A 13,571-nucleotide genomic window follows, 5' to 3' on the forward strand; every position below is an offset into this window, starting at 1 on the left:
AAACAACACTTACTAAAGTTAGCAATGTAGTAAGCAAAAGCAGGGCCAGCTACGATAAATACGGTAGTTATATGCTTATACGATGTATTTGGAAGATAAGCCCAATATAAAATTAGGCCGGGAGTGGAATAACTGTCACTTTAAAACGACAGTAAAGCGACTGAGCGCCAGTCCGCTGAGCTTTATATCACCGAGCTTTAAACAACAAAATAGTAGATGGAAAAGAAATGGCAGCCACATCCGCCCAGCACGAACAAATGCCAGATAGCATGGGTGTAGCGTTTTGACTTTGCCACGTAAAACAACACGCCAACACTGAAACACAGGCCGCCCGCTACGATTAACCATAGCCCTGCGCCAGGTAGCGCAACATACAGCGGATAAATTAAGCCCAACGCAATCCATCCCATCAGCAGATACGTGGCCACAGATATTTTCGGAAAACGGTGCTGGGCTACCAGTTTGAAGGCCACGCCGCCCACTGCAAGTAACCAAACAATGGCCGTCATGGTAATACCCAGCCAGCCGCCTATGGCCACCATGAGCAGCGGCGTGTAGGTGCCGGCAATCAATAAATAAATGGCACTGTGGTCGAACAGCTTTAACAGCCCTTTGGCTTTCTTATTCGAAATGGCGTGATAGAGGGTGGAGCTTAAGAACATTAAGATCAGCGTTGAGCCATACACCGCCGCAGCCGCAATTGCCACTGGATGCTCTGCCCGCATCAGCAAAAACACCAGCCCGACTACCGCAGCAATCAAACCAATACCATGACTGGTACTGTTAAGCCACTCTTCAACTACCGAGTAAGCTTTTGCCGCCACAGGACGTGGATCTGATTTGGACATGGCGTTCTCCTTATTAAGGCGCTTTTTTGTTCTTTACGGCCATTCTAGAATTTCAGCGTACACTTGTACACTAACTTTATTGCAGAGATAAGTCAGTGGCTTTTTTTGAAACAACAAATAAAGTGAGTGCACCAGAGAACTTAGTGTTTGGGGGGGCGACTAATGAACGATTGGGACAGAGATAAACGCAGGTAACGAAAGAAAGGCATTCGCAAATGCCTTCTTAAGGCACAAGCTCCTTAATCCTCAACCCGCTTTATCCGTAACCCGTGACTGCCTTCCATTGCCATCAGGGCATCTTCAGCATCGGCGGGGATATCGATAAACAGCGTGACAGCCTGACTGTACTGGCAATCGGCGATTTTTCCTTCCACCGTGGATACCCAGTGGCGAATAAATTGCTCCTGGGCGAAGTCGGTTTCTACCTCAAAGGATTCCAGACTTACCATTTCAATCACCGGTAAGGTTTCCATGGTTTGCTGTGCTGCGCCGGAATAAGCGCGAACCAGTCCGCCTGCACCCAGCTTTATGCCACCGAAATAGCGGGTGACAATCATCATGATGTTGCCCACATCTTTGTGCTGTAACACGTTGAGAATGGGTTTGCCTGCGGTGCCAGACGGCTCGCCGTCGTCCGACATAGCTACGCTTACCGGTTGATGGGGAGTACCAAGCAGATACGCCCAGCAATGGTGCCGGGCGTCGGGGTATTGGGCTTTCACTTCTTCAAGCATTTGCATGGCCGCTTCGCGGGATTCCACAAAGCCGGCGCAGGCAAAGAACTTACTCTTCTTAATTTCCAGCAGCGTTTCGTACCGCTGTTTCGGCACGCAGTAACTCATGATCAGCCGAACGGATTTTCAATAGAATGTGCAGGCTCGGTAAACCAGGCAGCACCGGTGTCGGTCATGTAAAAATGGTCCTCCAGACGGATACCGAATTCTCCCGGTACCACAATCATCGGCTCGTTGCTGAAACACATGCCTTTCGCAAGTGGTTGTGGATTGTCTTTTACCAGATAGGGCCATTCATGGATGTCCATACCAATGCCGTGACCGGTGCGATGAGGCAGGCCGGGTAGGTTGTAGTCTGGACCAAGCTTATAGCTTTCCAGACAAGCGCGGGCGGCCGCATCGACATCGCCACAGGGTGCACCCGTCTGGGCTGCGTTAAAGGCAGCAATCTGGGCAGCTTTTTCCGCTTCCCACATGGTCGCCTGCTTTTCTGTTGGCGTGCCGAAACAATAAGTACGAGTAATGTCTGACAGGTAGCCTTTCAGTTTGCAGCCAGTATCAATTAGCACCATATCATTGGCTTTCAGCACTTGAGGATCTTTAACGCCATGGGGAAACGAGGTGGCTTTGCCGAACAGGACGATACAGAAATAAGATCCGGCCGGTGCACCCACTTTCTTGTGTGCTTCATGGATAAACTGCTCGACTTCCGTGGTGGTGATTCCTTCACGCAGAATACTGGCAGCCGCTTTATGCACAGTGAGGGTCATGTCCATAGCACGCTGGATCAGTGCTAATTCCGCCTCGCTTTTTTGCATACGACAGTGCGCGGTTACAGTACTACCGTTAATGATGTTTACACCGGACAGCGCTTTATTGAAGCCGTCGACAATGAAAAATGCGGTGGATTCGTCAACGCCAATGGTGGCGCCTTCGCTAATGCCCATGTTTGAAAGGGTGTTCGCAAATAATGTATATGGGCTTTCGTGTTCTTGCCAGCCAATAATTTCGCCTTCGATAATTTGGCGTTCAGACAAAGAACCAATTTCAAATGTAGGCGCAATAAAAACGATGTCGCCGTTAGCAGGAAGAATAGCGCCTACAAGACGCTCACTGGCGTACCATTCAAGGCCGGTAAAGTACGTCATGTTTGTGCCTGCGTTCAGGTAAACGGCAGCAATATCATTTTGCTGCATATAAGCTTGGGCGCTTGCAATGCGGGAAAGATACTCCGGTTTGCCTACGGCGGAGATATCTTGTGTCATATCTTTTAATGATGCTAATGCTTCGGCGGTTGTTTTGCCGCCAATCCCGTTTACTGCCATTGGGCCTCCCGGTATTATGATGGTGTTTTTAAGGAATACAGTATACCAAAACCTAAAAACCGATGCGTGCGTCAGGCGGTAATTTCTGTTCGCCTGTCGATTTACCGTTTATCTGTCCATTTTGTCGAACCGACTTCAAGCAGTGGTAAATGCCTGTCGGTAAATGCTAAAACTGACCTCACAAAAACAGGTGAAAAGCCTGATAACAACAATAAGGAAGCTTTCTGTGGGAACATTATCTCGGTCAATTAAGTTACTCTCGTTGTCTATCGCTATTGCAACACAAGGCGCAAGCATCGCTCATGCTGCAAATGCTACCCAGGCTGAGCAGAGTGTGGATAGCCAGTTTGAAGCTATTTATACCAGTGAATGGAACTGGCGAACCAATCAATACAGTGTTGATGAAAACAGTGATACCAAGGCAGCGCCAAGCTCGCTGCCAGACGTAAGTCTTGAAGTACAAGCCAGTCGCTTGAAGCGTTGGGAGTCCGTGCTGAAGCAACTGGATGCGTTAAATGTGGAAGCGCTGTCGGCAGAAAATAAAGTTAACTATGAAGTTTATCGCTATCAAATAGAAACTAAAATTACTGACCAGAAATTTCGCATGTATGAAAAGCCCCTGGAAGGCGACACGGCTTTCTGGAGTAACCTGACTTATCTGGCCAGGGAAACGTTTCACACCGAACAGGATTATGTGAATTACATTAAGTGGCTAAACGACATGCCACGTTACTTCGACCAGCAAATCAGCAATATGAAACTGGGTTTGGCCCGTGGCTACACCTTGCCAAAAATATCGCTGGTGGGACGGGAAGCTTCTGTGAAGTCGGTGGTGGAAGCCAGCGACGAAGACAATATCTATTTTCAGCCTTTTACCAAGCTGCCTTCGAAAATCAGCCCCGAGCGCCAAAAGGCACTTATCGCTGAAGGTAAAGCTGCCGTTGAAAAATCGATTATTCCTTCTCACGAAAAGCTGCTGGAATTTCTAGTCGAAGACTATATTCCCAACGCACAACCTTCTACCGCCGCGTACGATTTACCTGATGGAAAAGCGTATTACGAAGCGGAAATTAAAAAGTACACCACGCTGGATTTAACGGCCGATGAAATTCACAACATCGGCTTGAGTGAGGTGAAAAAGATTCGCGAGCGTATGGCTAAGGTCATGGCAGATGTTGATTTCAAAGGCTCGCTGCAAGAGTTTTTAACGTTTCTGCGTACCGATCCACAGTTTTATGTAGATACCCCGCAAGCTCTGCTAGACCGGGCGGCCTGGACGGCAAAAGAATTTGATGCGGTGGCCAGTGATTACTTTGGCCATTTACCCCGGGCACGCTTTGCGATCATCCCCGTACCAGATGATATTGCGCCTTTTTACACGGCGGGCCGTGGTGGGCCGGGTGTTTACCTGGTGAATACGTACAACCTGCCGTCACGCCCTCTGTATTCGTTGCCAGCACTCACGTTACATGAATCAGCGCCAGGTCATGCTTTCCAGATGCCATTATCACTGGAGAATGATGATATTCCTGAATTCCGTCGCCAAAGTTATATCTCTGCTTATGGTGAAGGTTGGGCGTTGTACACCGAGAAACTGGGTGAGGAAATGGGCATCTACCATACGCCTTATGAATTGTTCGGTATGCTCAGCTATCAGATGTGGCGTGCAGCTCGTTTGGTAGTAGATACCGGTATCCACTCTAAAGATTGGACACGCGAACAGGCGCAACAGTTTATGAAAGATAATACGGCGTTGTCGGTACACGAAATTACCACCGAGGTAGACCGCTATATCGCTTGGCCGGGACAAGCGTTGTCTTATTACTTAGGTGAAATGAAAATGGAAGAGGTTAGGGCGAAGGCGGAAAAAGCGTTGGGCGATAAATTCGATATCCGTAACTTCCACGACACCGTGCTTCAACTCGGTTCAGTGCCGTTGTCGGTGCTGGAGCAGCGTATCGACCGCTTTATTGAGGAAGGTGGCCCGTCGCCATACCCTAACTAAAGCCAACTATTTTCATCCATAACCAAGGCGCGTGTATTTTACGCGCCAATAAACTTTTCCCTAATATTTCTCGTTTTAACTCATTTAGTACTATCTTTATGAAACTATGCGTTTTGTGAATGAATGTTATACGCAACAACGCTGTTTTTAAGGTGCAAAATAGTTGATTGACATGGGAAGCTCCACAGCGTTAATTTCTCCTCAAAAGGATGTGCGTGATCTTATCGTCGAGTTAAATGACGGTTTCACGGCTTATTATGACAGGGACCTTGAGTTATGTAGAGCGTCCGAACGATTGTCGCAATTTGCGTATGGCTCGCTCATTCCCCGAATTCTTACTAAAAAAGATATTTCACTTCTTAATGCCGGACCTGTTGTGGTCAGTATTGAAAAGTTAATTGGCTATCACTGTGTGTTATCTACCACTGCAATTCCCGAAGAACCCTATGCATTATCCGTTTTTTCTGACAGTAAAGGCATTACTAAGATTGCTCATGATCTCCCCATTGGCATTATCAACGTTGATAGCAACTGGGATGCAGTCTTTGTAAACGGCCACTGTGCCGATATGATGAAAACCTCTATTGACGAATTGCTTGGCCGGGGCTGGGCAGAATTTCTTCCTGAGAACACCATACGCGATATGCAGGCGCATATTATGGACAAAGAACTCAGACGAAGCGTTTATCAAAGTAAAGCCGAGTTTATTACCCCGTTAGGCAAGGTATATATTTTTTCTGTGCAGCTTTCTGCTCACTTCGATCACAGAGATAAATTTATTAATGCAACGGTTACTGTAAGTGATATTACCAGCGAACATCAGGCACAGTCGCAACTGCAATATATGGCTGACCACGACCCGCTTACCGAATTGCTCAACCGTTCCGCCTTTATCCGCAAAGTGGAAGAAATGGATGAAGCCAAGTTTACTAACTCGCTGTTTGTATTCATTGATCTGGATAAATTCAAGGAAATTAATGACTCCCTCGGTCACAAGGCGGGTGATAAGGTGCTGCAGGTCGTATCACGAAAAATCCGTTCAATTGTGAGAGAACACGATCTCACAGCCCGCTTTGGCGGTGATGAATTTGTCATTTGTTTGCCGGGAATCGATAAACATCGCACTGTGGGAAATGTCGCGAAAAAAATTTCCGACTCATTAAACAGAATGGCTGCCATCGACGGCAAAGAGCAGCAGATTAGTTGTAGCATCGGTATTGCATGGACACCCATGATCCATTTCGATAAAGAAATGGGTCGGTCTGAAAAAGTTCAAGCCATGGTCGATGCAGCGGATCAGGGCATGTATGAAGTAAAAAAAGGGGGCTTTTCCAATGACCATTTCAAGATTTACGACGTCAACCTCAGCGAGCAGTTAAAATGGCTAAAAAGTCAGCGTAAAGAGTTGTCCGAAATTCTTACCAATAATGACGTTAATTGCCATTATCAGCCCATTTACGGGTTAGACGGCAAAATTATGTCAGTCGAAGCATTGATTCGTTTTCGACAACCGCTGAAGTATTTTAAGAGCATTGAAGATATTATCACCTTTGCAAAGCTCAACGATTTTGATCGCCAATTGCTTTCGATGGCCTTGGAACGTGCTCTTGAAGGCTTTTCTGGGCTACTCAAATTTAATCCTGACCTACGCTTAAATCTTAACGTCGATGTATCCCAGCTTGAGGTAGGCAATTTCACAAGCCGGATCAGCCGACTGTGTACCGAGCATAAAATACCGTTTACATCTGTATGCGTTGAAATTACCGAATTAATGCTAGAGCGAAACAGTCAGCGGGTGGAAAAACAGATAGAGCTTTTGGTGAACCAAGGGTTCCTTATTTCCATGGACGATTTTGGAACCGGTTATAGCTCGTTTAAAAGGCTCATGCATTACAATTTCGATGAGTTAAAAATTGACCGTTACTTCATCAGTAACATGCTGGAAACGGATAAATTCCAGAAAACACTTATCGCGATGATCGCGATGGGGAAAAGCCTCGATTTGCAGATATTAGCAGAAGGGGTCGAGAGCGAGGAGCAGTTCACACGATGTAAAAAGATGGGAGTGCATCTTTTTCAAGGGTTTTATTTCTCTCCGCCGGTAGATTCGGATACACTGAAAAAAATATTGAATGATCAAAAATTAGCATCATAAGCGTGGGTAAAGCACTATGGAAAGCAAGGATGAGCATAACTCTTCGCACTACATTGTTGGTATTGGCGCGTCAGCCGGCGGGCTGGAAGCATTGCAGGAACTGTTTAACCTGTTACCTGACAACTTAGGCGCGTCCTATGTGATCGTTCAGCATTTGTCTCCGGATTTTAAATCCATGATGGATGAATTGCTCAGTAAAAATACCTCTATGGCTGTGCATCAGGCCGTAGAAGGAGAAGAGTTAAAGAGCAACACGGTGTATCTCATCCCGGCAGGAAAGTTAATGCGTATTGCCGAGGGGAAGATTTACCTGTCAGATTTACCGCCAGACAACCGCATTAACCTACCTATCAATGAATTGTTTCGTACCCTCGCGGAAGATGCACAGAATCATGCTATCGGCATAATTTTATCGGGTACCGGTTCAGACGGTAGCCGTGGCGTTTTATCCCTGAAAGAAATGGGCGCTATGGTTATCGCCCAAGACCCTGATGAGGCAAAATTCGATGGAATGCCGCTGAATGCTATTAATACCGGCTCAGTGGATTTCGTTCTGCCTATCCGTGATATTCCTGATCAGATTAAACGTTTTATTCAGCATCCTCTCGCGCGGGAAACTCGCAGTAAATTCCGAGAGCATTTATCCAAAAATTCCAAAATTCTTGATGATATTTTAGCGCTCATAAACACCCGCACAGAGCTGGATTTCCGCGCTTATAAAGAGTCAACGGTGTCTCGAAGAATAGAGCACCGCATGAGCATTAATAGTAAGCACACCCTCTTTGAGTATTGGGAGTATTTAAATTCCACACCAGAAGAGGTGGAACTGGTTAAGCAAGACCTGCTTATAGGTGTGACGCAATTTTTCCGCGACGTCGAGGTATGGGAAAAGCTGTATGAAGATGTGGTGAAGCCGTTAGTGCTGGAAACACCACCTGACGAGACCATTCGCCTGTGGTGCCCAGGCTGCTCAACCGGGGAAGAGGCTTATTCTTATGCCATCCTGTTCGCTGAAGCGTTGGAAGAGCTTAATGTAGACAGGCAGGTCACGGTATTTGCCAGCGATATCGACCAGTCTGCTATTGCTTTTGCTGCTAACGGTACGTATCCCAGTAGCATTTCTTCAGAGGTGCCTGCAGAGTATCTCACCAAGCATTTCAATTTACTGAATGACAGCAATTATCAGGTAACGAAACAATTGCGGAACATGGTGGTGTTTGCCACTCACAACCTTATTCAGGATCCACCGTTCTCCAATATGAACCTGGTAAGCTGTCGTAACACGCTCATTTATCTGCAGAATTCTGCACAGCAGAAAGTGATGGCGTTCTTCCATTTTGCATTGAAAGTGCGTGGTTTTCTGGTGCTCGGCAGTGCCGAATCGCCGGGGAGTTTCAGTATCTATTTTGACTTCACCGATCAGCGCAGCAGAATCTATCAGAAAACCAAAGACATTAAGGTACCGTCGTCACAAATTAATTCTTCCTCGCCTGCATTTCGTAACCGGAATTACAAGCCTAAATCAATTTCTAGTTATCTAAGTACGCCGAATAAGCGAATTGAAAAAGAGCGTAAGTCCGCCACTATTGGTCGTCAGGCGGTGATGGATGAATATATTCCTCCCACACTGATCACTGATGCGAAGCTGCGAGTGGTGTATAGCTATGGTGATACCTCGCCGTTTACTGAGAAGTTGCGTCCGGGTTTAGTGACTTACGATTTATCAGATATTCTTCTCGATGAGTTATCGGGGCAGGCTATTTCAGCCGCGCACCAAGTACTTCGTGAGCACACATCTGTACTCATGGAAGACATCAAAACGGAAGAAAATGGTTCCTGGTCTTTACGGTGTTTTTCTTTCAGCGAAAACGGGCCGGACAATACGTTTGTGGCACTAAGCTTCTTCAAAGGCGAGGTGCGCAAAATCCCGACTTCGGATATTACATACGAGCGAGGAGAACAGACTGAGAAGCGCATTGAAGAGCTCGATAACGCGCTCATCGACTGCCAGAAATTGTATCGTGAAGCGTTAGAAGATCTCGACACCACTAGCGAAGAGTTGCAATCCAGCAACGAAGAGCTGATGGCAGCGAATGAAGAACTGCAGTCGACCAACGAAGAATTACAGTCGGTTAACGAAGAGCTTTACACAGTAAATAGCGAATATCAGCAAAAGATCGCAGAGTTAACGGATATCAATAACGACCTTGAGAACTTGATGATAGCCACGCATCTGGCGGTGTTGTTCTTGAACAGTGACTTGAAGATCCGCCGATTTACTCAGGCCATGAAGCAGTACGTTAATATCATCGATTTTGATATTAACCGCGATTTCCGCGACCTGTCATTTAAGAAGCCGCTTAAATCACTGGAAGATTTGGTTTCTCAGGTTAATAGAGGCCAAAAGGGCGCTGTAACTGAGGTATTCACCAATGAGGCCACCGACACTAGCCTTGAAGTAACGGTTAGCCAGTACAAAATTGGTGACAGGGCGAAAGGGGTCATTATCTCGATTATCGAGCTTAGATAATGGACAAGCCTGAAGAAAGACCACAGATATTGTCGATGCAGGAGCATTACTTGGAAAAAGAGCTTTTCCATTTGCTCCAGCACGACAAGTTAATGTTTGAGTTCTTTCAGGATGAAGTGGTTGACGGCCTTTGGTACTGGGATTTAACCGAGCCTGAGAATGAGTGGATGAGCCCGAAGTTCTGGCGTTTATTTGGTTATGATCCTGAGTTTAAGCAGCACAAAGTCAGCGAATGGCAAGATCTTATTTTTCCTGAAGATCTGGTGGTAGCGCAGCGTAATCTCCAACTACACCTCAGATACCCGGATATTCCTTACGATCAGGTGGTTCGCTACAAACATAAAAATGGCTCAATTGTGTGGGTGCGTTGCAAAGGCATTGCCATCCACTCTGAAGATGGAGAGCCAATCCGGTTACTGGGGTGCCATCAAGATTTAACCCGGGTAATGGAAAGGCAGCAAGAATTACTTGGTCTGCAAATTAAATATGATCATCTGGCACGCCGTTTTGACGCTTTGAGTGAAGAAGTTTCTCGAAGCAAATCAATGAATGAAGCGCTTAATCAGCATGTGCAACAAGACACAGGTATTGACGAGCTCGGCTTTTCAGACCAGCAACACTTTGTTGAGCAAACTCGCTTACTTGCGCTAAATGCGCAGCGCCTTGGTTTAGATGTGACGGTTATCAGTGTTTCAGTGCCGTCTTTAAATAAAGATATCAGTCGAATCAACGAACTTAGAATTTTTCTTCGTGATAATTTGATACCTGCGGTCCCAGGAGGGATCTTTCATTCCTTCTCTGATGAGTTTTATGGCGTTCTGGTAATCGGGTTCAGTGAAGATGACTTAACAGCATTACACGAATCAGTCGACAAGAAGGCGGCATCTTTCGATTGGCTAACTGGTAAGCAAACGATAGCCATGAAGGCTCGCCAGATGCCCGTATCAGAAGAGATGTTCAACAAATTTGTAGATTTGCCCTACATTCTTGGATTGTTCTTTCGATAAGGCCGACAGATTATCTGTCGGCCTTTTATCGTTATTTCACTTAGATATCGATACTCAATGGCCCCAGGTTTATTGAAAGCAGCGATCCTGAATCTTCTGAACCGCTTGGCTCCGAACTTGGTCCGCTGAGGAAGCCTCCAAGGATGGAAATTGAGCCACTTTCTGTCGTTTCAGACACATTTCCAGCAGCATCAGTAATTGAAGCTGTTAGCGAAACCGGGCCAACACCCAGGTTGAGGATAGGCCCATAATTCCACGTGCCATCTTCGGCAATGGTAACGGTGATTTCCACTGTAGCTTCGATCCCCAGGATATTCGCCGTTAAATCGAGGTTTACTGCCAGGCCTTCCAGATCGGGATCAGAGGTTCCTGATATGTAAGGTTGAGTTAGCGATGGCATATGTGTGATGTTTAGTGCTGGTGGTGTTACATCAACTACACCGCTTACAGACAGTTCACTCAGGTTCCCTGCTACATCGATAACCGACACGTCTACATTCAATATACCTTCTGCAACGTCCAGTGGGATATCCAGCAAGTATGTGCCATCGCCGCCAACGGTTGTTGATAGAGTCTGCGTATTGCCCAGAGCATCCTCGGTGAGAATATTCACCGTTGCACCAATCTCATCCGAAGTACCCGAGATGGTGGGTGTCAAATCGTTGGTAAAACCGATAGCGTCTACCGTGAGGATAGGTAGCGTGAGATCGATAAGACCTGACGTGCTCACCGTGGCAAGGTTGCCAGCACCATCCAATACCGACACGTTCACATCCAGCAGCCCTTCGGAGATAGCTGATGGAACATTAGCCGACCAGGTGCCATCGCCAAGGACGGTGGCGGTAAAGCTTTGCGCATCGCCATTGCCGTCGGTGATGGCAATCGATACAAGGGCGCCAATTTCATCGGATGTACCGGAAATGAGTGGTGTACTACTAATAAGATCGGTAATCGGATTGATGTTCAATATTGGCAGCGTGAGGTCGATAAGACCTGACGTGCTCACCGTGGCTAAGTTGCCCGCGGCATCCAATACCGACACGTTTACATCCAGTAGACCTTCTGAAATAGCAGATGGAACGTTGGCCGACCAGGTACCATCGCCGAGGACGGTGGCGGTGAAGCTTTGTGCATCACCGTTGCCGTCGGTAACAACGATAGTAATAATCGCACCAATTTCATCAGAGGTACCCGAAATTAGCGGCGTATCGCTGGTGAGATCAGTGATGGCGTTCACGTTGAGGATAGGCAGCGTCAGGTCGATAAGCCCCGATGTGCTCACCGTGGCCAGGTTGCCTGCGGTATCCAATACCGACACGTTTACATCCAGTAGACCTTCTGAAATAGCAGATGGAACGTTGGCCGACCAAGTACCATCACCAAGCACGGTGGCGGTGAAGCTTTGTGCATCACCGTTGCCGTCGGTAACAACGATAGTGATCAATGCACCAATTTCATCAGAGGTACCCGAAATTAGCGGCGTATCGCTGGTGAGATCGGTGATGGCATTCACGTTGAGGATAGGCAGCGTGAGGTCGATAAGACCCGACGTGCTCACCGTGGCCAGATTGCCTGCGGCATCCAATACCGACACGTTTACATCCAGCAGGCCTTCGGAGATAGCGGACGGTACGTTTGCCGACCAGGTGCCATCGCCAAGTACAGTGGCGGTGAAGCTTTGTGCATCGCCATTGCCGTCGGTGACAACGATAGTGATCAATGCACCAATTTCATCAGAGGTTCCCGAAATCAGCGGCGTATCGCTGGTGAGATCAGTGATGGCGTTCACGTTGAGGATAGGCAGCGTCAGGTCGATAAGCCCCGATGTGCTCACCGTGGCCAGGTTGCCTGCGGTATCCAATACCGACACGTTTACATCCAGTAGACCTTCTGAAATAGCAGATGGAACGTTGGCCGACCAAGTACCATCACCAAGCACGGTGGCGGTGAAGCTTTGTGCATCACCGTTGCCGTCGGTAACAACGATAGTAATAATCGCACCAATTTCATCAGAGGTACCCGAAATTAGCGGCGTATCGCTGGTGAGATCAGTGATGGCGTTCACGTTGAGGATAGGCAGCGTCAGGTCGATAAGCCCCGATGTGCTCACCGTGGCCAGGTTGCCTGCGGTATCCAATACCGACACGTTTACATCCAGTAGACCTTCTGAAATAGCAGATGGAACGTTGGCCGACCAAGTACCATCACCAAGCACGGTGGCGGTGAAGCTTTGTGCATCACCGTTGCCGTCGGTAACAACGATAGTAATAATCGCACCAATTTCATCAGAGGTACCCGAAATCAGTGGGGTATCGCTGGTGAGATCAGTGATGGCGTTCACGTTGAGGATAGGCAACGTCAGGTCGATAAGCCCCGATGTGCTCACTGTGGCCAGGTTGCCTGCGGTATCTAATACCGACACGTTCACATCCAGTAATCCCTCGGAGATAGCGGACGGTACGTTTGCCGACCAGGTGCCATCGCCAAGTACAGTGGCGGTAAAGCTTTGCGCGTCGCCGTTGCCATCGGTAACAACGATAGTGATCAGTGCACCAATTTCATCAGAGGTTCCCGAAATCAGCGGCGTATCGCTGCTAAGGTCAGTGATGGCATTCACGTTGAGGATAGGCAGCGTGAGGTCGATAAGACCCGACGTGCTCACCGTGGCTAAGTTGCCTGCGGCATCTAGTACGGACACGTTTACATCCAGTAAGCCTTCTGAAATGGCCGATGGAACGTTGGCCGACCAAGTACCATCACCAAGCACCGTGGCGGTAAAGCTTTGCGCATCGCCATTGCCGTCGGTGACAACGATAGTGATCAATGCACCTAATTCATCAGAAGTACCCGAAATAAGCGGGGTATCGCTGTTAAGATCAGTGATGGCATTCACGTTGAGGATAGGCAGCGTGAGGTCGATAAGACCCGACGTGCTCACCGTGGCTAAGTTGCCTGCGGCATCTAGTA

8 protein-coding genes are annotated in these 13,571 nt (G+C 47.6%); 4 read left to right on the forward strand and 4 right to left on the reverse strand.

Annotated elements, in window-relative coordinates:
• Nucleotides 1-197: 197 nt before the first annotated feature.
• The 3 genes from trhA to ACXAGX_RS17995 all read right to left on the reverse strand — a co-directional run bounded on the left by trhA (nt 198) and on the right by ACXAGX_RS17995 (nt 2,907).
• Nucleotides 198-848 (reverse strand): PAQR family membrane homeostasis protein TrhA, encoded by a 651-nt coding sequence (trhA, locus tag ACXAGX_RS17985; RefSeq protein ID WP_474823600.1) that lies wholly within the window; start codon nt 846-848, stop codon nt 198-200.
• A 239-nt stretch (nt 849-1,087) separates the two neighbouring features.
• On the reverse strand, nt 1,088-1,690 hold the full coding sequence (locus tag ACXAGX_RS17990; RefSeq protein ID WP_474823603.1) for a YigZ family protein: 603 nt from the start codon (nt 1,688-1,690) through the stop codon (nt 1,088-1,090).
• A 2-nt stretch (nt 1,691-1,692) separates the two neighbouring features.
• Nucleotides 1,693-2,907 carry a M24 family metallopeptidase gene (locus ACXAGX_RS17995; protein ID WP_474840012.1) on the reverse strand — a complete coding sequence of 405 codons (1,215 nt, stop codon included), beginning with the start codon at nt 2,905-2,907 and terminating at the stop codon, nt 1,693-1,695.
• Between the two features lie 226 nt (nt 2,908-3,133).
• Between ACXAGX_RS17995 and ACXAGX_RS18000 the strand changes: the two genes are divergently transcribed.
• The 4 genes from ACXAGX_RS18000 (at nt 3,134) to ACXAGX_RS18015 (ending at nt 10,604) form a co-directional block, all read left to right on the forward strand.
• Complete coding sequence (locus ACXAGX_RS18000; protein ID WP_474840014.1) at nt 3,134-4,912, forward strand: DUF885 domain-containing protein; 1,779 nt, start codon at nt 3,134-3,136, stop codon at nt 4,910-4,912.
• Between the two features lie 172 nt (nt 4,913-5,084).
• The gene (locus ACXAGX_RS18005; protein ID WP_474840030.1) at nt 5,085-7,067 is read left to right on the forward strand and encodes a putative bifunctional diguanylate cyclase/phosphodiesterase; all 1,983 of its coding nucleotides are present in this window, start codon (nt 5,085-5,087) and stop codon (nt 7,065-7,067) included.
• 16 nt (nt 7,068-7,083) lie between these two features.
• Nucleotides 7,084-9,597 (forward strand): chemotaxis protein CheB, encoded by a 2,514-nt coding sequence (locus tag ACXAGX_RS18010; protein ID WP_474840016.1) that lies wholly within the window; start codon nt 7,084-7,086, stop codon nt 9,595-9,597.
• Between the two features lie 50 nt (nt 9,598-9,647).
• On the forward strand, nt 9,648-10,604 hold the full coding sequence (locus ACXAGX_RS18015) for a PAS domain-containing protein (protein ID WP_474823619.1): 957 nt from the start codon (nt 9,648-9,650) through the stop codon (nt 10,602-10,604).
• Nucleotides 10,605-10,644: 40 nt separating this feature from the next.
• Here ACXAGX_RS18015 and ACXAGX_RS18020 read toward each other — a convergent pair.
• Nucleotides 10,645-13,571, reverse strand: a 2,927-nt coding sequence (locus tag ACXAGX_RS18020; protein ID WP_474840018.1) for a beta strand repeat-containing protein, incomplete at its 5' end; no start/stop codon positions are given.

The organism is Alteromonas sp. ABV4_515 (genome assembly GCF_056160345.1).

Coding starts and splice junctions, on each gene's coding strand:
- trhA (WP_474823600.1), bottom strand. CDS start 848: ATGTCCAAATCAGATCCACGTCCTGTGGCGGCAAAAGCTTACTCGGTA.
- ACXAGX_RS17990 (WP_474823603.1), bottom strand. CDS start 1,690: ATGAGTTACTGCGTGCCGAAACAGCGGTACGAAACGCTGCTGGAAATT.
- ACXAGX_RS17995 (WP_474840012.1), bottom strand. CDS start 2,907: ATGGCAGTAAACGGGATTGGCGGCAAAACAACCGCCGAAGCATTAGCA.
- ACXAGX_RS18005 (WP_474840030.1), top strand. CDS start 5,085: ATGGGAAGCTCCACAGCGTTAATTTCTCCTCAAAAGGATGTGCGTGAT.
- ACXAGX_RS18010 (WP_474840016.1), top strand. CDS start 7,084: ATGGAAAGCAAGGATGAGCATAACTCTTCGCACTACATTGTTGGTATT.